Genomic DNA, 22,960 nt, shown 5'->3' with positions numbered 1-22,960 from the left:
GTGAGCCTGCTCGCGATGAGGCCCGTCAGGCCAATGCAAACTCCGGATCAGTCAACAAGTCCCGCATCCACCAACAACTTCTCCAGCCCCAACAGATCCGGCACCTTCGCCACCTGTTCACCCACCTGCACCGCCGCCTGCTCCAGCGCACACAACGGCACATCGACATAACTCAACTGGCTATCGAGCTTGTACGAGCGCGGAATCCCCTGCACCAACAGCGCAATGAACTTCAGCTCCGGCAACCCGCCCAGCGCGTTGAGAATGACGATCCGCGCCCGCTCGCCAATGACGATTTTCTGTCCGCACGCCGACTCGAAACTCAGCAGCGGAATCTGCCGCTCACGCCACATCACCCGCCCCAGATACCACGGCGGCGTGTCCAGATCGAAGGCGCTGGCCTGGTAGTCGATCAGCTCCGCGACCGCCACGTTGGGCAGGATCAGATTGCGATCCGCCAGCGGCAGCAACAGGCCGGTGAGTTGGCTGCTGCGCTGATTGTGCCGGCGCTCATGCATGTTTCTTGCTCCAGTGGGCAATGCTTTCGAGCAGCACCGATTCCTGATACGGCTTGCCGAGGTAGTCGTTGACGCCAATGGCCATGGCGCGGTCGCGGTGTTTCTGGCCGGTGCGCGAGGTGATCATGATGATCGGCAGGTGTTGCAGGCGTTCGTCGTTACGCACTTGGGTGGCGACTTCAAAACCGTCCATGCGCGGCATTTCGATGTCGAGCAGCATCAGGTCGGGCATGTGTTCTTCCAGCAGCAGCATGGCGTCGACGCCGTCCTTGGCGGTCAGCACATTCATGCCATGGCGTTCGAGCAAACGACTGGTGACTTTGCGCACGGTGACCGAGTCGTCGACCACCAGCACCAGCAACGGCTTTTGCGGCTCGCTGTCGATGTCCGGCAGCGTCGGATACTGCGCAACCCGCGCCTGCATCGCGCGGATCGGCGCCAACAGATCAAGAATCAGCACCACTCGGCCATCGCCAAGAATCGTCGCACCGGACACGCCCTGCACCGCCGCGAACTGCGGGCCGAGGCTCTTCACCACGATCTCGCGAGTGCCGGCCATGGTGTCGACTTGCACGGCGATGCGCCGGTCGTTGTACTGCACCAGCAACACCGGCAACGGCAGGCTTTGGCCAAGCAATTTTGGCCGCAATGAAGTTTTCAGCAGCTCACCCAGATAGCACAGCTCATAGCGTTGACCGCCGTACTGATAACTCGGCGGATCGAGACGGAAATGCCCGTCCAGATCATTCGGCAAGACACGAACGATACCGTCGATGGTGTTCAGCGGAATCGCGTATTGATCGTCACCACACTGCACCATCAACGCACGGTTGACCGACACGGTGAATGGCAAGCGAATGCGGAAATGCACGCCCTGCCCCGGCACCGAATCGATGCTCATGCTGCCGCCCAACTGGCGGACCTCTTCATGAACCACGTCCATGCCGACGCCGCGCCCGGAAATCTGGGTGATTTTCTCGGCGGTGGAGAACCCCGGCTGAAGGATGAACTGCAACACGTCGCGGTCGCTGATTTCGGCGTCCGGCGCCAGCAAACCACGCTTGATCGCCTTGCGCCGCACGGCTTCCAGCGGCACCCCGGCGCCGTCGTCACGAATGTCGAAAACGATGTCGCCGCCCTCGCGGGACAGGTCGAGGCTGATCTGTCCTTGCGCCGGTTTACCCGCCGCCAGCCGCGCCTCGGCAGATTCCAGACCATGGTCGACGGCGTTGCGCAGCATGTGTTCGAGCGGCGCGGCCATGCGTTCCAGCACGTTGCGATCCATCTCACCTTCGGCATTGCCGACGACGAACGCGACGTCTTTGTTCAGCTCTTCGGCGACCTGACGGACGATGCGCTTGAGGCGCGGCAACATGCGCTCGAAAGGCACCATGCGCGTGCGCATCAGGCCTTCCTGCAACTCGGTGTTGATCCGCCCTTGTTGCTGCAACAGGTTCTCGGCGTCGTGGTTACGCCGGTCGAGAGTTTCCTTGAGGTCGAGCAAGTCGGAGGCCGATTCGAACAGCGCCCGCGACAGCTGCTGCAACTGCGAATGACGGTCCATTTCCAGCGGATCGAATTCTTCATAGCCGAGGCGTTCGGCGTCGACTTGCTGACGGCTGAGGATGCGGCCCTGGGTTTCGGTGTCGAGACGGCGCAACTGATCGCGCATGCGCTCGATGGTGGTTTCCATCTCGTTGAGCGCGACCTGCGCATCATTGACTTGTTGCTCGATGCGGCCCCGGAAGATCGAGGTTTCCCCCGCCAGATTGACCAGTTCGTCGAGCAGTTCGGCGGAGACCTTGACCATGTCCGCTGCCGCCTCGGCAGCGGGTGGCGTGGTCTCGGTTTTAACCGGCGAAGGCAACAGTGGCGGCGCTTCAGGCGTCACCGGATGGCTGAAACTCTGGATCGCATTGATCAGCCGATCCGCCGGCGGGCACGGTTGCCCGGCGCGCACGGCATCGAGCATTTGCGCCAGTCGGTCATGGCCGCGCTGCACCAGCGCAAACAGCTCGGTCGACGCAGGCAGCGTGCCGGCAGAAAGGCTTTCGTAAAGGTATTCGAGTTCGTGAGCCAGATCGCCGATCGGTCCGATCTCGACCATCCGCGCGCCGCCCTTGAGGGTGTGCAGATCGCGCAGCAGGGTTTCCACTTCCTGGCGGTTGCCCGGCTCAGCCTGCCAGCGCAGCAGCGCGGCGCCGGAGTTTTCGATGATGTCGAAACCTTCTTCGAGGAAGATTTCCAGCAACTCCGGGTCATGCCCGGCGCCTTCGTGATCGATGGCTGGTTGCGGCGTTTCGGCCGTGGTGGATGAGCCCTGACGCAGCTGGCGGATCGACTCGATCAGGTCCAGCGCCGGGTTCAACGGCTGATGGTTTTGCAGTTGTTCGAGCAACAACGCCAAGCGGTCGTGGCTCTTGTGCAGCAATCGGCCCACGGCTTCGCTGTGATTGAAGCGGCGGTTCGCCAGACCTTCGTAAAGGCTTTCCAGCTCTTGGGCCAGATCACCGATGGCTTCGACTTCGGCCATCCGCGCACCACCCTTGAGGGTGTGCAAATCGCGTTGCAGTGACGACAGCGGCGCGACGTTGTCCGGGTCGCTGAGCCAGCGCTGCAAGGCTTGCCCGGCGCTGTCGAGAATATCCACCGCCTCTTCAAGGAAGATCTCGACGATCTCGTCGTCCGGTTCGCTCGCGGAGCCGGTTTGGGACAGCTCGGCAGTTGCCGCGCCCAGTTCGCGGATGCTCAAGGTGCGGCTGCCATCGCTGCGGATCAAGCCCATGGAGGACGGATCGAGGCTTTCGTCGAGCAGCTCATGCAATGCACGAATACGCGCAGGCTGCGGCGTGACTTCCTGGCCGGCAGCCAGTTCGTCGAGCATGTTGATCAGCGCTTCGTGGGCATTTTTCGCCTCGTGAAAAAACCGGTCGCTGACCGCAAGGCTGCTCTCTTCCACGGCGCCATAAAGGTCGAGCAACGCCTCGCAGAGCACATCGACCGGCAGCAGATCCGCGAGGTGCGCGCCTTCGCCCAAGGTGGTCAGTTCATCCAGCAGCGCACTGAGTTCCTGACGTTCGCCGGGATGTTGCTGCCAGCGCTGCAAGAGGTTCTCGGCGTCGAGCAGGATGTCCATGCCCTGCGCGAGGAAGTTGTTGAGCAACTGCGGATCACGCTTGATGCGCAAACCGGTGTTCGGCGCATTGAGGATCGATTGCAGGCGCTCGGCGAGCAACGCATCGGTGCGTTTGATCAGCGATTGCGCACCGACAATCGGCGCCAGCGGATCGTGTTTGAGCTGACGCAAGCCGACACGGAACAGGCCTTCGGCTTCGAGGAGCAATTCCACTTCATCGAGATCGAGCGGCAGTTGATGGGCCTTGAACTCGCGGGCCAGTTGATCGAGCGGCGCCGCCAGTTCGGCAATCGGCAATACGCCAGCCATCGACGCGCTGCCCTTGAGGGTGTGCAAGGCGCGCTGCAATTCGTCGCTGGCCGGTAGCGGCACATGTTCGGCGGCTTGATCGAGGAAGCGGTTGAGGCTGGCCAGGTGCGTTTCGGCTTCGTTGCGGAAGATCTCCAGCAACAACGGATCAAGCGCCGCGACATCGTCGACATCTTCTGCAGCCAGCGGCTCATCACCCTTGGCCAAGGCGTGGGCACGGGCGGCGAGTTGATCGACATCGCTGCGCTGACGCTGGCTGTTGGTGGCGAATTCGCTGATCAGCTCCGGCAGCAACAGCACCGTGTCGGTGAGCAGTTGCGGCACCACTGCGCCGGGCTCGACGCTTTGTTCGAGCACGCGGTTGAGCAGGTTTTCCACCGCCCAGGCGAGTTCGCCAAGAATCAGCGCACGGACCATGCGCCCACTGCCCTTCAAGGTGTGAAAGGCGCGGCGCAGTTCGGTCAGAGCGGCGCGGTCGTGCGGATTGGCCGACCAGCGCGGCAGGTATTCGTGGAGGACTTCGAGGACCTCGTCGGTCTCTTCGAGGAACACTTCGCGCAATTCGTCATCGACCGGTTCTTCATCGGCCGGCGGCGGCATCAGGCTGCCGGGGGTGATCAGCGCCGGCGGATTGACCGCCGAGACCGGGCTGGCAAGAACGTCGGCCAACGACTGCACAATCTCCGGATCGTCCAGCGCCTGCATGTCCTGCATCACCAGTGCTTCGCTGGGGCTGAGGACATCTTCGAGAACCGGCACGTCGGGCTCTTCATCCGGAAAATAACCGAGGCTGGCGAGACTCATCTGCGCGACGTCGAGCAATTGTTCGCTCGGGGCCTGCGGGTCATCGCTCAGGCGCTCAAGGTAATACTCGAGACTGCTGATGACATCGGCCAGGTGATCAAGTTGTTCCCAGCCCGGCTCGTGCGGATCGAGCAGCAAATGTTCGCGGATAAATCCGTTGCAGGCCTCGACCAGACTGGCGGCCCGATTCAGCGGGATCATCGCCAATGCGCCACGCACCTGGGTCAGCAGCGCCGGCAACGGTTGCAGTTGCTGGCGGTCCCAATCGGCGTCGATGTAGTCGACGATCATGTCCTTGGCCTGTTGCAGGCAGATGCGCGCTTCCTTGATGACGATCTGGTGGATCTGTGTCAGGTCCGTCGTCGGCAGGCGGGAGTCTTCCGGGCTTTCCGGCTCGACCGTGCCAACCATTCCGGCGAGCGTCGCCTCGACATAAAGCAGCGCGCCGGCGACGTCCATCAATGTGGCATCGTTGGGTTCGCGATGGCCTTGGGCGAGGCTCAGCACCACCGCGAGCTGATCGATGATGACCTTGCGCGGCTGGCCGAAACCGAGCACCGCGAGCGTATCGGCGATCTGCCGCAATGGCGCCAGCAGGCTTTCCAGATCGGCAGCATGCTGGCGGTCGCTGCGCACAAACAGGTCGAGGCGTTCCTTGACCCGCACCAGCTCTTCACACAATGCCGCCAGCACCGAGCGCATCGCATCGCGGTCGGGGCCGGCCAGGCGCGCGCGTTCTTCGTCGACCATCGCGCTGTCGGGCAACGCGTCGTCCAGGGAGTAGCGATCTTTCATGGTCAGCATCTGCCCGGTGGGATGTTCGGCCTTGGCAATATAGAACAACAGGCTTTTCAGCAGCTCCGGCGGTGGCGGCTGGTTGAGGCCGTGCATGCCTTGTTCGAGCAGGCGTTTGAGTTCCTTGTCGGCGTCCTTGAACAGGCTGCGCAGCGCCGGGCTGTTGGCAATGACGCCTTCGCGCATGCCTTCGACCAAGGCGGACGCGACCTGCCACAACGGACTCAGCGGTGCCTCGCCGCTGAGTGCTTCGAGGCGGCTGAAGACTTTCGCCAGGTAACCGAGGTGAGTCTGATCGTCCTGTTCGCGCAGCAAACCGACCAGTGCCATTTGCAGCGTCTGTCGCAACTTGCGCAGCACGTTCGGCAGCTCTGCCGGCTCCAGCAGCGCCAGCGCGTCCGCACTCAGCGGCGGTAACTCGGGCAATTGCGGACTGAACAGGCTGGTTTCCGAGAGCAGGCTCTCACCACGGGCGCTGCGCAAATCGTTGATCAGGGGCAGCACCACCAACGGCAGATCACGGCGGGCACTTTGCACGCGGTCGAGGTAGATCGGCAGTTGTCCCAGCGCTTGCAGCAACAGGTGCAGGGCTTCATCGCGATGGCTGACGCGCTTGTGTTGCAGAGCTTCGACCAGATGTTCCATTTCTTCGGCGAGCAGCGCGGCGCCGTAGAACTCGACCATCTGCAAGCTGCCGTGGACCTGATGGATGTAAGCCAGACACTCGTCCAGCCCGGGAAAGGCCTGCGGATCATCGAGCACGGCTTCAATCGCCTGATGCGCCAGTTTCAGCGTCTCGGCAATTTCGCCTTTGACCCACTCGAGGGCCACATAGTCGTGCCGATTACCCATAACCACTCCGCTTACGCTTTATCCGTCGTCGGCGCTGCCGGCAAGGTGAAACCGGAGACCGAACGGCGCAACTGGCTGGCCATTTTCGTCAGGTTGCCGATGCTCTCGGCGGTGGCTGTGGAGCCCGACGACGTTTGCGTGGTGATCTGCTGGATCACGTTCATCGTCAGGGAAATCTGCCCGGCCGAGGTCGTCTGCTGCTGCGCGGCGTTGGAGATGCTCTGGATCAGCGCCGCGAGGGTTTTCGATACGCCTTCGATTTCTTCCAGGGCCACCCCGGCATCCTGCGCCAGCCGCGCGCCGCGCACCACTTCGGTGGTGGTCTGCTCCATGGAAATCACCGCTTCGTTGGTGTCGGTCTGGATCGCCCGCACCAGTGTTTCGATCTGCCGGGTGGCAGCAGACGAGCGCTCGGCCAGCCGTTGCACTTCGTCGGCGACCACGGCAAAACCGCGCCCGGCATCACCGGCCATCGACGCCTGAATTGCGGCGTTGAGGGCGAGGATGTTGGTCTGGTCGGCGATGTCGTCGATCAGGCTGACGATGTCGCCGATTTCCTGCGACGACTCGCCCAGGCGCTTGATGCGCTTGGCGGTGTCCTGAATCTGTTCGCGAATGTTGTCCATGCCGTGGATGGTGTTGTGCACCACTTCGTTGCCTTTGTTGGCGATTTCCACCGAACGCTCGGCCACCGCCGAGGACTCGGCGGCGTTGGCCGAAACCTGATCGATGGACTGCGCCATGTCGCTGATCGCGGTCGAGGCTTCGGAAATCTGCTGCGCCTGATGCTCCGAGGCTTGCGCCAGGTGCATGGCGGTGGCTTGGGTTTCCTGTACGGCAGCGGCGACCTGGCCGGCGGTGAGGTTGATCGTCGCGACCAGATCGCGCAGTTGGTCGACGGAATAGTTGATCGAGTCGGCAATGGTGCCGGTGAAGTCCTCAGTCACCGAGGCTGTCACAGTGAGATCGCCATCGGCCAGGTCCTCGATTTCATCGAGCAGGCGCATGATCGCGTTCTGGTTGCGTTCATTCTTCTCGGCGGTCTCGCGCAACTGGCGATTGGTTTCACGGACCATGACCATGCCGATCAGGATGATCGAGGCCAGGGCCAGTAAACCAAGGACATAGCCACCAATGGTGTCGGTGCTGCGCCCGCCGGCAAGGTTTTCGAAACCGCTGGCCAGGTGCGAGGCTTCGTCGAGCAGGGTTTGCGAGAGGCTGAAGATATTGGTGGCCGACTCGCGGACCTTGAACAGCTCCGGCGAGGTTTCGAGGATTTCATCCACCGAGCCTGAAACGAACTGGAACAGCTCGGAAATCTCGCTCAGACGGGCGCGGGCATCGTGGTCTTCGACCTGGGTGATTTTCAGCGTCGGGTTGCCTTGCAGCATGCCGTTGAGCACCTGGCCGAAACGGGTGGCGTCGCGGCCAAAGGCATCGGCGGCTTGCTGGGAGTTTTCGTCGCCGGCGAGCACGGTGTTGACCGCGCCAAGGATGCGTTCGGCCAGCAGCGATTGACGCTGGGCCATCGCCACCTGCGCGGCCGGAGCGCCACGTTGCAGGAGGATTTCGACGACTTTTTCGTATTCGATCTGCAACTGCGGCACGGTTTCGGCCAGTGTTGCAGCGACCTGATGCAGCGACAGCACAGTCTGTTCGCTGGAGAGAATGGCGTCGGTGTTTTTCAGCAGGCGTTCCCAATCGAGCTGCACGGCGCGCATTTCCGGGCGCACAGTCGACGGCGCGGGCGGCAGACCGGTGGCCGGGTCGCCCTTTTTCAGGTAACCCCAGCGCTGGGCGAAATCGTTGCGCGCATCACTGAGCAACTTGAACGCGGCAGCCTTGCCGGCGGCGGCTTCGGTGGCGTTCTTGGCAATGCGCTGCGACAGCACGCGCAGTTCACCGGCATGGCCGATGTACTGTTTGTCGTAGTTCGCCTGGGTGTTGAGGTAAGCGAAGTTGGCGAACAGCAGCATGATGAACACGATCAGTGCGATGAACAGCACGATGATCTGCGAGCGACTGCGCGATCCTTCCGCTGGCTTGCCTGTTTTTGCTTTTGTCATCGGTCCTCGCCTGTTTGAAGCTCACCGAAGAACCTGTAGGAACTAGCCTTGGGGGTGAAGGGATTCTGTGGCGAGGGGATTTATCCCCGATGGTTGGCGAAGCCAACCCAAAACCAACACTTGAGATGTAACAGATACAACTCATGTTCTGGGGCCGCTGCGCGGCCCATCGGGGATAAATCCCCTCACCACAGAATCCCAATACCACATGGCCCATTCACACATGGGTTCTCTGTTGTTTCGACTAAATTGCGACACTCATGAACACCGGGGACTTTGCCAGCGCAAACAGACTGAACACCCGCCAGTTCTGCTCGCGCCGGAAATAGCCTTTGACGAACTCGGCCTTGGAGCCCTGGCGCTTGCTGATCGAAACGGGTTCAAAGCTGTTCTGCTCGAAGTGCTGCAAACCGATGACCTCGTCGACCATCAATCCGGCAAACACCTCCCCATGTTCCACTACCAAAACCCGCCGCTGCTTGCGCAATGGCGACAACTCATGCCCGAAGAAACCGCACAAATCCATGATCGGCAGCAGCCGCCCGCGCAGGTTAGCCACGCCTTTGACCCACGGTTTGACCCCGGGCAATTGGGTGAAGCGCGGTTCGTGCAGCACTTCGCTGACTTCGCCCATCGGTGCGACATACCAGTGCTCGCCAAGGCGAAAGCCGATGCCGCTCCAGCGATCCTGGCGTGCTGCCTGCGACGGCAGGTCAGCCGCCAGCAGTCGGCAGCGCTGGTCAATCTGCCAGAGCAGTTCGAACGCGGTCAGCGATTCGCTCATGGCCGTGCGATCAACCGGCCAGCACGTTGTTCAGGGTCTTGATCAGGGTGTCTTCGTCGACCGGTTTGGTCAGGTAGTCCCTGGCGCCCTGGCGGGTGCCCCAGACCTTGTCGGTTTCCTGATCCTTGGTGGTGATGATGATGACCGGGATATGCCCGGTGTCCGGGTCTTTGGTCAACTGACGGGTTGCCTGGAAACCGTTGAGGCCGGGCATGACGATGTCCATCAGCACGGCATCGGGCTTTTCCTGGCGGGCCAGTGCGACACCGTCGGCGCCATTTTCGGCTTTGAGCACTTCGTGACCGTGCTTTTCGAGCATGCCGGTCAGTTTGTACATTTCAGTCGGCGAATCATCGACGATCAGGATACGTGCCATGGTTTTCCCCATTTTTCTTGTCGACCCCCGGCCCGCTGGCCGAGCGTCACTGTACGTGTCTTACTGCGGCAAAACGGCGGCGAAGCCCGGAACATGGGCTTGAATCGCGTTGAGCAGTTCTTCCTTGCTGAAAGGCTTGGTCAAAAATTGATCGGAACCGACAATCCGCCCCTTGGCCTTGTCGAACAGCCCGTCCCTGGACGACAGCATGATCACCGGTGTCGCCTTGAACGCGCTGTTGTTCTTGATTAAAGCGCAGGTCTGATAACCATCCAGACGCGGCATCATGATGTCGACAAAAATGATTCCGGGATGGTTGTCGGCGATCTTCGCCAGGGCGTCGAAACCGTCGATCGCCGTAATGACTTCACAACCCACATTTTTCAACAAGGTTTCGGCGGTGCGTCGAATCGTTTTCGAGTCGTCGATCACCATGACCTTCAAGGCGCTGGACTGCTGTTCCATAAGGGGGCTCTACCGTCGCCTTTGCGAATCAAATTGTCCGTTTTGCGATGAGTAATGGCTGGAAACCCTTGATGCTCAAGGGCCAGCACGCTATGCCAGCCTTTTTAGCACAGTCTCCAGATGCAATCTATCGACGGGTTTTTCCTTGACCGAAAACCCTGCCAGCGCCACTCTGGCGGCACTTTTTCAATACCGATCCGGTAGCCAATTTTCGAGGAAAACCCAATGAGCGTTCGCGTCGGGATTGTCATGGACCCTATCGCCAGCATCTCCTATAAAAAGGATAGCTCGCTGGCCATGCTGCTGGCCGCGCAGAAGCGCGGCTGGGAACTGTTCTATATGGAGCAGCGCGACCTGTATCAGGCCGAAGGTCAGGCGCGGGCGCGGATGAAACCGCTGAAAGTCTTCGCCAACCCGGAAAAATGGTTCGAACTGGACGCCGAGCAGGACAATCTGCTGAGCGATCTGGACGTGATCCTGATGCGCAAGGATCCGCCGTTCGACATGGAGTTCGTCTACTCCACCTACCTGCTCGAACAGGCCGAAACCGCCGGCGTGCTGGTGGTGAACAAGCCGCAGAGCCTGCGCGACTGCAATGAAAAGCTGTTCGCCACGCTGTTCCCGCAGTGCACACCGCCGACCATCGTCAGCCGCCGCGCCGATGTGCTGCGTGAATTCGCCGCGAAACACGGCGACGTAATCCTCAAGCCGCTGGATGGCATGGGCGGCACTTCGATTTTCCGCCATCGTGCCGGTGATCCGAACCTGTCGGTGATTCTCGAAACCCTGACCGCCCTCGGTGGCCAGCAGATCATGGGCCAGGCCTACCTGCCGGCGATCAAGGACGGCGACAAGCGCATCCTGATGATCGACGGTGAGCCGGTGGATTATTGCCTGGCGCGGATTCCGGCGCAGGGCGAAACCCGTGGCAACCTCGCCGCTGGTGGTCGTGGTGAAGCGCGCCCGCTGACCGACAAGGATCGCTGGATCGCCGCACAAGTCGGGCCGACCCTGCGTGAAAAAGGCCTGCTGTTCGTCGGTCTCGACGTGATCGGTGAAAGCCTCACCGAAATCAACGTCACCAGCCCGACCTGCATCCGCGAAATCGACAACGCATTTGGCACTGACATCGGCGGCATGCTCATGGATGCTATTGAGAAAAAGCTGCAAGCTTCTAGCCGCAAGCCGCAAGCCTGACGGCCAGCTACAAGCTGCAAGCCATGAGCTACAAGCATTTACTTGCAGCTTGTAGCTCGAAACTTGCAGCTGCCCCTATGCATCTTGTCGCTTGAAGCTAGTCACTTGCAGCTTAAAACCAACATTGCGTTATCATGCCGAGCCCTTAAAAACGCGATGTTGGTTTTTCTGTCATGACCCTCCCGTCCGATCTGCCCGCAGAACTCGCCCATCGTGGCGTGCGCCCGGCCGATCGCCTCGGATTTACCCTGTTTCTTGCGGCGCTGATTCACTTGGCGCTGCTGCTGGGCGTCGGCTTCACCATGGTCGAGCCCAAGCAAATCAGCAAAACCCTGGAAATCACCCTCGCCACCTTCAAGAGCGAAAAGAAGCCGGAGAAGGCTGACTTTCTCGCGCAGGAACATCAGGAAGGCAGCGGCACGCTGGACAAGAAGGCGATTCCGAAGACCACCGAGGTCGCGCCATTCCAGGACAACCAGGTCAAGAAAGTTACTCCGCCTCCGGCCGCCAAACCGGAAGTGCAGGAGGCCGCGCCCAAGGCTGCGGTGACCACCGTCGCGCCAAAGCCGAAAAAGGCGCCGACCAAGAAAGAAGAAACCAAAACCGAAGTCAAACCGACGGTCGACGCGCCAGAGTTCGACAGCTCGCAGCTGTCCAGCGACATTGCCAGCCTCGAAGCGGAACTGGCCAAGGAGCAACAGCTCTACGCCAAGCGCCCGCGCATTCACCGTTTGAGCGCAGCCTCGACCATGCGCGACAAGGGCGCTTGGTACAAAGACGACTGGCGCAAGAAAGTCGAGCGCATCGGCAACCTCAATTACCCCGAGGAAGCACGGCGCAAGCAGATCTACGGCAATTTGCGCCTGATGGTGTCGATCAACCGCGATGGTTCGCTGTATGAAGTGCTGGTGCTGGAGTCGTCGGGCCAGCCGTTGCTGGATCAGGCGGCGCAGCGCATCGTGCGCCTGGCAGCACCGTTCGCCCCGTTTACCGGGGACTTGTCGGATATCGATCGACTGGAAATCATCCGCACCTGGAAATTCGCCCGGGGCGACAAGCTCTCGAGCAATTGAATAGTGCCGGGTGGGCCTTTGTGGTGAGGGGATTTATCCCCGATGGGGCGCGAAGCGGCCCTGAATCCTTTGACATGATCTGCCTGACAAACCGTGCGTGATGGTTTTGCGACTGCTGCGCAGCCGGTCGGGGATAAATCCCCTCACCACAAAAGGCGCGGTTCCAACATCGGAACTGTGTAGGTGTAAGCATCTCCAGCTTGTCAGTTCGCCCCTCGAACGCCACACTAGCGCACATGAAAAACGTCAGCCCCAGCTACCTCAAGCATCAATTCCTGATCGCCATGCCACACATGGCCGACCCGAACTTTGCCCACACCTTGACCTACATCGTCGAGCACACGGCCAATGGCGCCATGGGGCTGGTGGTCAATCGACCGCAAGAGCTGAATCTGGCTGACATTCTTGAGCAACTGCGCCCGGACATCGATCCGCCGGCCCTCTGCCAGCATGTACCGATCTTCATTGGCGGCCCGGTGCAGACCGATCGCGGTTTTGTCCTGCACCCGGCGGGCAAGACCTTCCAGGCCACCGCGCAACTGGACGGCGATCTGGCCCTGTCGACCTCGCAGGACGTGCTGTTCGCCATCGCTGACGGCGTCGGCCCTGCGAAAAGCCTGATTGCCCTCGGCTACGCCGGTTGGGAAGCCGGGCAACTGGAAGCGGAAATGGCCGACAATGCGTGGCTGACCTGCCCGTACGACGCCGACATCCTGTTCAACACCAGCAGCGAACTGCGCCTGGAAGCAGCGGCCAGGCACCTGGGGATCAACCTCAGCCTGCTGACCAGCCAGGCGGGGCACGCCTGATGGCCCTGCGCCTGATTCTCGGCTTCGACTACGGCACCAAACAGATCGGCGTCGCGGTCGGCCAGGTGATTACCGGCCAGGCCCGCGAGCTGTGCACCCTGAAAGCGCAAAACGGCATTCCCGACTGGAATCAGGTTGAAGCGCTGTTCAAGGAATGGAAGCCCGACGCCGTCGTCGTCGGCCTGCCGCTGAACATGGACGGCACACCGAGCGAAATGTGCCTGCGCGCCGAGAAATTCGCCCGACGCCTCAATGGCCGCTTCAATGTGCCCTTCTATACCCACGACGAACGCCTGACCACTTTCGAGGCCAAGGGCGAGCGTCTGGTGCGTGGCGGGCAAAAAGGCAGTTACCGCGACAACCCGGTCGATGCCATCGCCGCCGCTCTGCTGTTGCAGGGCTGGCTCGATGAAAACACCGCACTATTTGAATCCTGACAAGCGCTTCGGCGCTTTTCTTTTGGCTAAAATCCCCAGCCACGTCCGGCAGGACGCGGCTCGGGTCAAAGAAGGAGCAACCATGAGTCTGCCCAATCCCGCCGATCTGATCAGCCAGATGGCGACCCGCCTCACGGCGCACCTTGCCCAGCGTGGCATCAGCGAACCGCGCTTTATCGGCATTCGCACGGGCGGCATCTGGGTCGCGCAGGCCTTGCTCAAGGAGCTGGGCAGCGACGCACCATTGGGCACGCTGGATGTTTCCTTCTACCGCGACGACTTCAGCCAGAACGGCCTGCACCCGCAAGTGCGCCCGTCCGCCCTGCCCTTCGAAATCGAAGGCCAGCATCTGGTGCTGATCGATGACGTACTGATGAGCGGCCGCACCATCCGCGCCGCCATGAACGAACTGTTCGACTATGGCCGCCCGGCCAGCGTGACCCTGGTCTGCCTGCTCGACCTCGATGCCGGCGAGCTGCCGATCCGCCCGAACGTGGTCGGTGCGACCTTGTCGCTGGCCGCCCACGAGCGCGTGAAGCTGTCCGGCCCCGAGCCGCTGACGCTCGAACTGCAAGACTTGAACCCTTAATCCGCCCTATTGAGAGTCCCCCTCGCGATGACGCCTCTAGATACCAAGCGCCCGCTGCAGCTCAATGATCAGGGCCAGCTGCGCCACTTCCTCTCGCTCGACGGCCTGCGCCGCGAGTTGCTGACGGAAATCCTCGACACTGCCGACTCGTTCCTCGAAGTCGGTGCCCGGGCGGTGAAGAAAGTCCCGTTGCTGCGCGGCAAGACCGTGTGCAACGTGTTCTTCGAGAACTCCACGCGCACCCGCACCACGTTCGAACTGGCGGCCCAGCGGCTGTCGGCGGACGTGATCACCCTGAACGTGTCGACTTCTTCGGCGAGTAAAGGTGAAACCCTGCTCGACACCCTGCGCAACCTTGAAGCCATGGCCGCTGACATGTTCGTCGTGCGTCACGGCGATTCCGGCGCCGCGCACTTCATCGCCGAACATGTTTGCCCGCAAGTGGCGATCATCAACGGCGGCGACGGCCGTCACGCCCACCCGACGCAAGGCATGCTCGACATGCTCACCATCCGCCGGCACAAGGGCAGCTTCGAAAACCTTTCGGTGGCCATCGTCGGCGACATCCTGCATTCACGGGTAGCGCGCTCGAACATGCTCGCCCTGAAGACCCTCGGCTGCCCGGATATCCGCGTGATCGCGCCGAAAACCCTGTTGCCGATCGGCATCGAGCAATACGGCGTGAAGGTCTACACCGACATGACCGAAGGCCTGAAAGACGTCGACGTGGTGATCATGTTGCGCCTGCAGCGTGAGCGCATGACCGGCGGCCTGCTGCCGAGCGAAGGCGAGTTCTACCGCTTGTTCGGCCTGACCACCGCGCGCCTGGCCGGGGCCAAACCCGATTGCATCGTCATGCACCCGGGGCCGATCAACCGTGGCGTGGAGATCGAATCGGCGGTGGCTGACGGCCCGCACTCAGTGATCCTCAATCAGGTGACCTACGGCATCGCCATCCGTATGGCCGTGCTGTCGATGGCCATGAGCGGGCAAACAGCGCAACGTCAATTCGAGCAGGAGAACGCCCAGTGAAGCTCAGCATTCTCGGCGCCCGCGTCATCGATCCAAGCAGCGGCCTGGATCAAATCACCGATATCCACGTTGAAGCCTGCAAGATCGTCGCCCTCGGCGCCGCACCGGCCGGTTTCAGCGCAGTAGAAACCATCGACGCCAGCGGCCTTGTCGCCGCTCCGGGCCTCGTTGATCTGAATGTCGCCCTGCGCGAGCCGGGCTACAGCCGTAAAGGCTCGATTGCCAGCGAAACCCGCGCGGCCGCAGCCGGCGGCGTAACCAGCCTGTGCTGCCCGCCGAAAACCAAACCGGTGCTCGACACCTCGGCCGTGGCCGAATTGATCCTCGACCGCGCCCGTGAGGCCGGCAACACCAAGGTTTTCCCGATTGGCGCACTGAGCAAAGGCCTCGACGGCGAACAGCTCGCCGAGCTGGTGGCGCTGCGTGACGCCGGTTGCGTGGCGTTCGGCAACGGTCTGGAAAGCTTCCGCAACACCCGCACCCTGTGCCGGGCGCTGGAATACGCGGCGACGTTCGATCTGACGGTGATTTTCAACTCGCAGGATCACGATCTGGCCGAAGGTGGCCTGGCCCACGAAGGCGCCGTCGCCAGTTTTCTCGGCCTGCCAGGGATTCCGGAAACGGCGGAAACCGTGGCCCTGGCCCGGGATCTGCTGCTGGTCGAGCAAACTGGCGTGCGTGCGCACTTCAGCCAGTTGACCAGCGCTCGCGGCGTCGCCCTGATCGCTCAGGCGCAGGCTCGCGGCTTGAAAGTGACGGCGGATGTCGCGCTGTATCAGTTGATCCTGACCGACGAAGCGCTGATCGACTTCAGCAGCCTCTATCACGTGCAGCCACCGCTGCGCACCCGCGCCGATCGCGATGGCCTGCGTGAAGCAGTGAAGTCCGGTGTGGTCTCGGCGATTTCCAGCCATCACCAGCCGCACGAGCGTGACGCCAAACTGGCACCGTTCGGCGCGACCGAGCCGGGCATCAGCAGTGTTGAGCTGCTGCTGCCACTGGCAATGACGCTGGTTGAGGATGGTTTGCTCGATCTGCCGACGCTGCTGGCGCGTTTGAGCGCAGGCCCTGCCGAAGCACTGCGCCTGCCGGCCGGTAAACTGGCGGTGGGCGGTGCGGCGGATATCGTGCTGTTCGACCCGAAGGCTTCGACAGTGGCCGGTGAAGGCTGGTTGTCGAAAGGCGAGAACTGCCCGTTCCTGGGGCACACTTTGCCGGGTGTGGTTCGCTATACCCTGGTGGATGGGCGGATCAGCCACCAGGCGTAAGGTGCTGCCAAGGGACCTTGTGGCGAGGGGATTTATCCCCGATGGGCTGCGCAGCAGCCCCCAATCAGCAACCGCGGTGGTTCAGATCATCCGCGGTTGACTATTTTCAGGGCCGCTGCGCGCCCCATCGGGGATAAATCCCCTCGCCACAGCTTACTGGAAGGCGCCTCTGCCTTCGGCGTTACGCACCGAAACCTGATCGTTAAGCGTCCAGAAGTCATACAGCACGCCAATAAAGAACAATCCGCCCGTCAGCAGGTAGATCAGCCCACTGACCCACTTCCCCTGATACATCCGGTGCACACCAAACGCACCGAGAAAGGTCAGCAGAATCCACGCCACGTTGTATTCGATCGGCCCATCGGCAAAACGCAGATCAGCCTCGCGATCCATTGCCGGGATCAGGAATACGTCAATCAGCCAGCCGATTCCCAGCAATCCAAAGGTGAAGAACCAGATCGTCCCGGTCACCGGTTTGCCGTAATAAAAGCGGTGAGCACCGGTGAATCCGAAGATCCACAGCAGGTAACCGATCAATTTACTGTGGGTGTCTTTTTCCTTCACTCGGGGTAGCCGATAGCTGTTCATGAAGACCTCATTGCACTCGATAGATAAATATTCTTGAATTCTTTGTGACTTTTTTACAGGTAGCCGACGCATGGCAAATGTTACCGTTGCTACCTTCAAAGCCTTGTAGCACAGGACTTCTGTCCGACAATCGCGTCAATTTGCCGCTTATTTGGTTCCGTTGCCTCCAGAGTCAATCGACCAACGGCCTCGGAAGGGACAAAAAAGCTGTTATAAAGTTGCGCGCTATCACTGAAGAGCCACGCCTAATGCGACCATTTTTCAAGACATGGCTAACCATCTGCCTATTAATGCCACTGGCCGCCCACGCCACCAATCGTGAGCAACGTCTTCCCAACGTTAACGGCTTCACCCCTAAATCCCATGCTTCTGCTCCATCGAGCAAAAGCAAGCAAAGCAAAGTCACCACGCTGAGCAGCAAGAGCCACGGCAAGCTGGTACCGCCGATGGCCAACAAGGAAAGCAGTAACGTCCTTAGCCGCGCAGTGAACGTCCTCGGTACGCCATATCGTTGGGGCGGCAGCAGCCCAAGTAAAGGTTTCGATTGCAGCGGTCTGGTGAAATACGCGTTCAACGACGCCACATTCGACCTGCCACGTACCTCGAACGCCATGGCCAGCGGTCACGGCGAGAAAGTCGAGCGCAAGGACTTGAAGCCGGGCGACCTGATTTTCTTCAACATCAAGAGCCGTCGGGTCAATCACGTTGCCATCTACCTGGGCAACGACCGCTTTATCCATGCGCCGCGTCGTGGCAAGTCGGTGAGCATCGATACGCTGAACAAGCCGTATTGGGAAAAACATTACGTGGTTGCCAAGCGTGTGCTGCCGAAAGAGCCTGCCAGCAAGCAGCTGCGCGTAGTTCAGCGCTAAGACTTCGAAGCAAGATCAAAAGATCGCAGCCTCCGGCAGCTCCTACATTGGGATCAGCGTTTCCCTGTAGGAACTGCCGGAGGCTGTGATCTTTTGCTTTTGGCGTTTAGAAATTGTCCGGCGTACGCGCCTTCTCCCGCGCATGTTCGCGGCTGATCAAGCCCTTGGTCACCAAGTCTTTCAGGCACATATCAAGTGTCTGCATCCCCAACGCCCCTCCGGTCTGAATCGCCGAATACATCTGCGCCACCTTGTCCTCGCGAATCAGGTTACGGATCGCCGACGTCCCCAGCATGATTTCGTGCGCCGCCACACGGCCGCCGCCGATCTTCTTGATCAGCGTCTGCGAGACCACCGCCAACAACGACTCCGACAACATCGAACGCACCATCGACTTCTCGTCGCCGGGAAACACATCCACCACGCGGTCGATGGTTTTCGCCGCCGAGGTGGTGTGTAGCGTGCCGAATACCAGGTGCCCGGTCTCGGCGGCGGTCAGGGCCAGGCGAATGGTTTCCAGATCGCGCATCTCCCCCACCAGAATCACATCCGGGTCCTCACGCAGGGCCGAGCGCAACGCCGTGGCGAAGCTGCGGGTATCGCGGTGGACTTCGCGCTGGTTGATCAGGCATTTGCGCGATTCGTGAACGAACTCGATGGGGTCTTCGATGGTGAGGATGTGGTGATGGCGGTGACTGTTGAGGTAGTCGATCATCGCCGCCAGCGTGGTCGACTTGCCGGACCCGGTCGGCCCGGTGACCAGCACCAGCCCGCGTGGAGCATCGGTGATCTTGCGAAAGACGTCGCCCATGGCGAGGTCTTCCATGCTCAGGACCTTCGACGGAATGGTGCGGAATACCGCGCCAGCGCCACGGTTCTGGTTGAAGGCATTGACCCGGAAACGGGCGACACCGGGGACCTCGAAGGAAAAATCCGTTTCCAGGTGTTTCTCGAAGTCGACCCGCTGGGTGTCGTTCATGATGTCGTAGATCAATTCGTGCACTTGCTTGTGATCCAGCGCCGGCAGATTGATCCGCCGCACATCGCCATCGACGCGGATCATCGGCGGCAGCCCGGCCGACAGGTGCAGGTCGGAAGCGCCTTGTTTGGCGCTGAAGGCCAGCAGTTCAGTGATATCCATAGCGCTCCTCAATTCCAGTAGAATGCCGCGAACCTTCAGACCGCCGGCGCCTCTTGATGTCCACGATAGCAGACAACATTCTCCAGGTTGGTTCGCGCATCCAGACCGCGACCCAAGCCGCACACCGTCCTGAAAACAGCGTCCAGTTGCTCGCCGTGAGCAAGACCAAACCCGCCGAGGCCCTGCGCGAAGCGTATGCCGCCGGCCTGCGCGACTTTGGCGAGAACTACCTGCAGGAAGCCTTGGGCAAACAGCTCGAACTGGCCGACCTGCCCTTGATCTGGCACTTCATCGGCCCCATTCAATCGAACAAGACTCGAGCCATTGCCGAGCATTTCGACTGGGTGCATTCCGTGGATCGCCTGAAAATTGCCCAACGCCTGTCCGAACAACGCCCGACCGACCTGCCGCTGCTGAACATCTGCATTCAGGTCAACGTCAGCGGCGAAGCCAGTAAATCAGGCTGTAACCCGACTGATCTGCCGGCACTGGCTGCAGCCATCAACGCGCTGCCGCGACTGAAGCTGCGCGGGTTGATGGCGATTCCCGAGCCGACTGAAGATCGCGCCGAACAGGACGCCGCATTCGCCGCTGTGCAGAAATTGCAGGCCAGCCTCGATCTGCCGCTCGACACACTGTCCATGGGCATGAGCCACGACCTCGAGTCGGCCATTGCCCAAGGCGCCACCTGGGTTCGTATCGGTACGGCCCTGTTTGGCGCCAGAGATTATTCCCAGTCTTGAACGTTTCCAGATAAGGACCACACATGAGCAACACACGTATTGCGTTTATCGGTGCGGGCAACATGGCGGCCAGCCTGATTGGCGGCCTGCGCGCCAAGGGTCTGGAAGCCGCGCAGATCCGCGCCAGCGATCCGGGCGAAGAAACCCGCGCCAAGGTCAGCGCCGAACACGGCATCGAAACCTTCGCGGACAACGCTCAGGCCATCGATGGCGTCGACGTTGTCGTGCTGGCGGTCAAGCCACAGGCGATGAAAGCCGTATGCGAAGCAATTCGCCCGAGCCTGAAGCCGAATCAACTGGTGGTCTCGATTGCTGCCGGCATCACCTGCGCCAGCATGACTGCATGGCTCGGCGAACAACCGATCGTGCGCTGCATGCCGAACACTCCGGCGCTGCTGCGTCAGGGTGTCAGCGGCCTGTACGCCACCAGCGAAGTGACCGCCGAGCAGCGTCAGCAAGCCGAAGAGCTGCTGTCCGCCGTCGGCATCGCGCTGTGGCTGAACGAAGAACAGCAACTGGACGCCGTGACGGCGGTCTCCGGCTCCGGCCCGGCGTACTTTTTCCTGCTGATCGAAGCCATGACCGCCGCCGGCGTCAAACTCGGCCTGCCGCAAGACATTGCTGAACAACTGACCGTGCAAACCGCCCTCGGCGCTGCGCACATGGCGGTTGCCAGTGACGTCGATGCCGCCGAACTGCGCCGCCGCGTGACCTCGCCAAATGGCACCACAGAAGCGGCAATCAAATCATTCCAGGCCAATGGCTTCGAAGCCCTGGTCGAAACCGCACTCGGCGCCGCCGCGCACCGCTCGGCCGAAATGGCCGAACAACTGGGCAAATAAGGAGCCTTACATGATTGGATTGAACACCGTAGCGGTTTACGTGCTGCAAACCCTCGGCAGTCTGTACCTGCTGATCGTACTGCTGCGCTTCGTGCTGCAACTGGTACGGGCCAACTTCTACAACCCGCTGTGCCAGTTCATCGTCAAGGCCACCCAGCCGCTGCTCAAGCCACTGCGCCGGATCATCCCGAGCCTGTTCGGCCTGGACATGTCGTCGCTGGTGCTGGCGATCCTCGTGCAACTGGCGCTGATGGCGCTGACCCTGCTGCTGACTTACGGCACCACCGGCAACCCGCTGCAACTGTTTATCTGGTCGATCATCGGCGTGACCGCGCTGTTCCTGAAGATTTTCTTCTTCGCCCTGATCATCAGCGTGATTCTCTCGTGGGTCGCCCCGGGCAGCCACAACCCGGGCGCCGAACTGGTCAACCAGATCTGTGAACCGGCGCTGGCGCCGTTCCGCCGTTTTCTGCCGAGCATGGGCGGTCTGGACCTGTCACCGATCTTCGCCTTCCTGGCGTTGAAGCTGATCGACATGCTGGTGATCAACAATCTGGCGGTGATGACGATGATGCCGGAAATCCTGCGCCTGCTGATGTGAGCTGGTTTCGCTGGGACGGTGACGACTTGATCCTCGAGTGTCACCTGCAACCGGCAGCCCGCAGCGATGATTTCTGCGGGCTGCACGGTGATCGCTTGAAGATTCGCCTGACCGCGCCGCCGGTCGAGGGCAAGGCCAATGCCTATCTGATGGGCTTTTTGGCCAAGGCGTTCGGGGTTTCCAAAAGCCAGGTCAGTTTGCTCAGTGGCGAGTTGAACCGGCAGAAACGGGTGAAAATTTGCTCGCCGAAGAAGTTGCCGGATTTGCCTGATCTGGTGCGCCACTGATCGAGCAGTGCAGCACTTGTGGCGAGGGGATTTATCCCCGATGGGTGGCGAAGCCGCCCCTTGCTTTCTTCCAGCCAGTCCGCGTCAGCAGGTTTTGCGACTGCTGCGCAGCCGATCGGGGATAAATCCCCTCGCCACAGGGGTCGCGGTCAATGAATGAATCAGCGCAGGTAGTTGCTTGCCGCTAACCCCCCCGGTCTTTAGACTTACGCCTCATTTCAACGAGAGCAGGGTCGATGCCAGCTGCCTTTTCCCCCGATTCTGTTGGTCTGGTGACGCCGCAAACGGCGCACTTCAGCGAACCGCTGGCCTTGGCCTGTGGCCGTTCGCTGTCCGCCTATGACCTGATCTACGAAACCTACGGCACGCTGAACGCACAGGCGAGCAACGCCGTGCTGATCTGCCACGCCTTGTCCGGCCACCACCACGCCGCCGGCTATCACAGCCCCGACGACCGCAAACCCGGTTGGTGGGACAGCTGCATCGGCCCCGGCAAGCCCATCGACACCAACAAGTTCTTCGTGGTCAGCCTGAATAATCTGGGCGGCTGCAACGGCTCCACCGGCCCGAGCAGCGTCAACCCGGAGACCGGCAAGCCGTTCGGCGCCGACTTCCCGGTGCTCACCGTGGAAGACTGGGTGCACAGTCAGGCGCGTCTGGCCGACCTGCTCGGCATCGGCCAGTGGGCAGCGGTGATTGGCGGCAGCCTCGGCGGCATGCAGGCGCTGCAATGGACCATCACGTATCCGGATCGCGTCCGTCACTGCCTGGCCATTGCCTCTGCACCGAAGCTGTCGGCACAGAACATCGCCTTCAACGAAGTGGCGCGTCAGGCAATCCTCACCGACCCGGAATTCCACGGCGGTTCGTTCCAGGAACAAGGTGTGATCCCCAAGCGCGGCTTGATGCTGGCACGTATGGTCGGGCACATCACCTACCTGTCCGACGACTCCATGGGCGAGAAATTCGGCCGTGGCCTGAAGAGCGAAAAGCTCAACTACGACTTCCACAGTGTCGAGTTCCAGGTCGAGAGCTATCTGCGTTACCAGGGTGAAGAGTTCTCCGGACGCTTCGACGCCAACACCTATCTGTTGATGACCAAGGCACTGGATTACTTCGATCCGGCGGCGAACTTCGACGATAACCTGGCCAAGACCTTCGAAAACGCCACGGCGAAGTTCTGCGTGATGTCGTTCACCACCGACTGGCGCTTCTCCCCGGCCCGTTCGCGCGAATTGGTCGATGCACTGATGGCGGCGCGTAAAGACGTCAGCTATCTGGAAATCGACGCGCCGCAGGGCCACGACGCCTTCCTGATTCCGATCCCTCGCTACTTGCAGGCGTTCGGCAATTACATGAACCGCATCACGTTGTGA

At 61.2% G+C, this 22,960-nt stretch carries 21 protein-coding genes; 13 read left to right on the top strand and 8 right to left on the bottom strand.

All coding sequences use genetic code 11. From position 1 onward, the window contains the following. Positions 1 to 47: 47 nt before the first annotated feature. The 6 genes from JFT86_RS08635 to pilG all read right to left on the bottom strand — a co-directional run bounded on the left by JFT86_RS08635 (position 48) and on the right by pilG (position 10,105). On the bottom strand, positions 48 to 518 hold the full coding sequence (locus JFT86_RS08635) for a chemotaxis protein CheW (RefSeq protein WP_201236447.1): 471 nt from the start codon (positions 516 to 518) through the stop codon (positions 48 to 50). Beyond that, positions 511 to 6,414 (bottom strand): Hpt domain-containing protein, encoded by a 5,904-nt coding sequence (locus JFT86_RS08630; protein WP_201236446.1) that lies wholly within the window; start codon positions 6,412 to 6,414, stop codon positions 511 to 513. Before JFT86_RS08630 ends, JFT86_RS08635 begins: the two co-directional genes overlap by 8 nt. Before the next feature lie 11 nt (positions 6,415 to 6,425). Next, positions 6,426 to 8,480 (bottom strand): methyl-accepting chemotaxis protein, encoded by a 2,055-nt coding sequence (locus tag JFT86_RS08625; RefSeq protein WP_201236445.1) that lies wholly within the window; start codon positions 8,478 to 8,480, stop codon positions 6,426 to 6,428. A gap of 244 nt (positions 8,481 to 8,724) precedes the next feature. Continuing rightward, the gene (locus JFT86_RS08620; RefSeq protein ID WP_201236444.1) at positions 8,725 to 9,264 is read right to left on the bottom strand and encodes a chemotaxis protein CheW; all 540 of its coding nucleotides are present in this window, start codon (positions 9,262 to 9,264) and stop codon (positions 8,725 to 8,727) included. Positions 9,265 to 9,274: 10 nt separating this feature from the next. Next, positions 9,275 to 9,640 (bottom strand): twitching motility response regulator PilH, encoded by a 366-nt coding sequence (gene pilH / locus JFT86_RS08615; protein ID WP_085716385.1) that lies wholly within the window; start codon positions 9,638 to 9,640, stop codon positions 9,275 to 9,277. Positions 9,641 to 9,700: 60 nt separating this feature from the next. After that, entirely contained in the window at positions 9,701 to 10,105 is a 405-nt protein-coding gene (gene pilG, locus JFT86_RS08610) for a twitching motility response regulator PilG (protein ID WP_007913673.1), read from the bottom strand. 225 nt (positions 10,106 to 10,330) lie between these two features. On the opposite strand from pilG, the gene gshB reads away from it, so the two are divergent. The 7 genes from gshB (at position 10,331) to JFT86_RS08575 (ending at position 16,510) form a co-directional block, all read left to right on the top strand. Next, positions 10,331 to 11,302 carry a glutathione synthase gene (gshB, locus tag JFT86_RS08605; protein ID WP_201236443.1) on the top strand — a complete coding sequence of 324 codons (972 nt, stop codon included), beginning with the start codon at positions 10,331 to 10,333 and terminating at the stop codon, positions 11,300 to 11,302. Between the two features lie 173 nt (positions 11,303 to 11,475). Next, positions 11,476 to 12,375, top strand: coding sequence for an energy transducer TonB (locus JFT86_RS08600; RefSeq protein ID WP_008077848.1), 900 nt, complete (start codon positions 11,476 to 11,478; stop codon positions 12,373 to 12,375). A 236-nt stretch (positions 12,376 to 12,611) separates the two neighbouring features. Then, positions 12,612 to 13,184, top strand: coding sequence for a YqgE/AlgH family protein (locus JFT86_RS08595; protein WP_201147622.1), 573 nt, complete (start codon positions 12,612 to 12,614; stop codon positions 13,182 to 13,184). Further along, positions 13,184 to 13,621, top strand: a complete 438-nt coding sequence (gene ruvX, locus JFT86_RS08590) for a Holliday junction resolvase RuvX (RefSeq protein ID WP_007913667.1) — start codon at positions 13,184 to 13,186, stop codon at positions 13,619 to 13,621. The genes JFT86_RS08595 and ruvX overlap by 1 nt, the downstream gene beginning before the upstream one ends. 82 nt (positions 13,622 to 13,703) lie before the next feature. Then, positions 13,704 to 14,210 (top strand): bifunctional pyr operon transcriptional regulator/uracil phosphoribosyltransferase PyrR, encoded by a 507-nt coding sequence (pyrR, locus tag JFT86_RS08585; RefSeq protein WP_201236442.1) that lies wholly within the window; start codon positions 13,704 to 13,706, stop codon positions 14,208 to 14,210. A 27-nt stretch (positions 14,211 to 14,237) separates the two neighbouring features. Further along, on the top strand, positions 14,238 to 15,242 hold the full coding sequence (locus tag JFT86_RS08580) for an aspartate carbamoyltransferase catalytic subunit (protein ID WP_095164512.1): 1,005 nt from the start codon (positions 14,238 to 14,240) through the stop codon (positions 15,240 to 15,242). Further along, a complete protein-coding gene (locus JFT86_RS08575) occupies positions 15,239 to 16,510 on the top strand; it encodes a dihydroorotase (protein ID WP_201236441.1) in 1,272 nt (423 codons plus the stop codon). Before JFT86_RS08580 ends, JFT86_RS08575 begins: the two co-directional genes overlap by 4 nt. A 153-nt stretch (positions 16,511 to 16,663) precedes the next feature. Here JFT86_RS08575 and JFT86_RS08570 read toward each other — a convergent pair whose 3' ends face one another. Continuing rightward, positions 16,664 to 17,098, bottom strand: a complete 435-nt coding sequence (locus JFT86_RS08570) for a TM2 domain-containing protein (protein ID WP_201236440.1) — start codon at positions 17,096 to 17,098, stop codon at positions 16,664 to 16,666. A gap of 248 nt (positions 17,099 to 17,346) precedes the next feature. Between JFT86_RS08570 and JFT86_RS08565 the strand changes: the two genes are divergently transcribed. Continuing rightward, positions 17,347 to 17,970, top strand: a complete 624-nt coding sequence (locus JFT86_RS08565; RefSeq protein WP_201236439.1) for a C40 family peptidase — start codon at positions 17,347 to 17,349, stop codon at positions 17,968 to 17,970. A gap of 106 nt (positions 17,971 to 18,076) precedes the next feature. Here JFT86_RS08565 and JFT86_RS08560 read toward each other — a convergent pair whose 3' ends face one another. Continuing rightward, the gene (locus tag JFT86_RS08560) at positions 18,077 to 19,111 is read right to left on the bottom strand and encodes a type IV pilus twitching motility protein PilT (RefSeq protein ID WP_201236438.1); all 1,035 of its coding nucleotides are present in this window, start codon (positions 19,109 to 19,111) and stop codon (positions 18,077 to 18,079) included. A 56-nt stretch (positions 19,112 to 19,167) separates the two neighbouring features. Between JFT86_RS08560 and JFT86_RS08555 the strand changes: the two genes are divergently transcribed. From JFT86_RS08555 to JFT86_RS08535, 5 genes are all read left to right on the top strand, one after another. Further along, a complete protein-coding gene (locus tag JFT86_RS08555; protein ID WP_201236437.1) occupies positions 19,168 to 19,854 on the top strand; it encodes a YggS family pyridoxal phosphate-dependent enzyme in 687 nt (228 codons plus the stop codon). Positions 19,855 to 19,877: 23 nt separating this feature from the next. Further along, the gene (gene proC, locus JFT86_RS08550) at positions 19,878 to 20,696 is read left to right on the top strand and encodes a pyrroline-5-carboxylate reductase (protein WP_201236436.1); all 819 of its coding nucleotides are present in this window, start codon (positions 19,878 to 19,880) and stop codon (positions 20,694 to 20,696) included. Positions 20,697 to 20,706: 10 nt separating this feature from the next. Continuing rightward, positions 20,707 to 21,297, top strand: coding sequence for a YggT family protein (locus tag JFT86_RS08545; protein WP_201236435.1), 591 nt, complete (start codon positions 20,707 to 20,709; stop codon positions 21,295 to 21,297). Next, positions 21,294 to 21,584: a DUF167 domain-containing protein gene (locus JFT86_RS08540; protein ID WP_201236434.1), complete on the top strand. Its 291-nt coding sequence runs from the start codon at positions 21,294 to 21,296 to the stop codon at positions 21,582 to 21,584. Before JFT86_RS08545 ends, JFT86_RS08540 begins: the two co-directional genes overlap by 4 nt. A gap of 236 nt (positions 21,585 to 21,820) precedes the next feature. Next, entirely contained in the window at positions 21,821 to 22,960 is a 1,140-nt protein-coding gene (locus JFT86_RS08535; RefSeq protein WP_201236433.1) for a homoserine O-acetyltransferase, read from the top strand.

Source organism: Pseudomonas sp. TH06, assembly GCF_016651305.1.
GTDB lineage: Bacteria > Pseudomonadota > Gammaproteobacteria > Pseudomonadales > Pseudomonadaceae > Aquipseudomonas.
The sequence above is the reverse complement of the archived record's forward strand: the minus strand, read 5'-3'. Positions and strand labels throughout refer to the sequence as shown.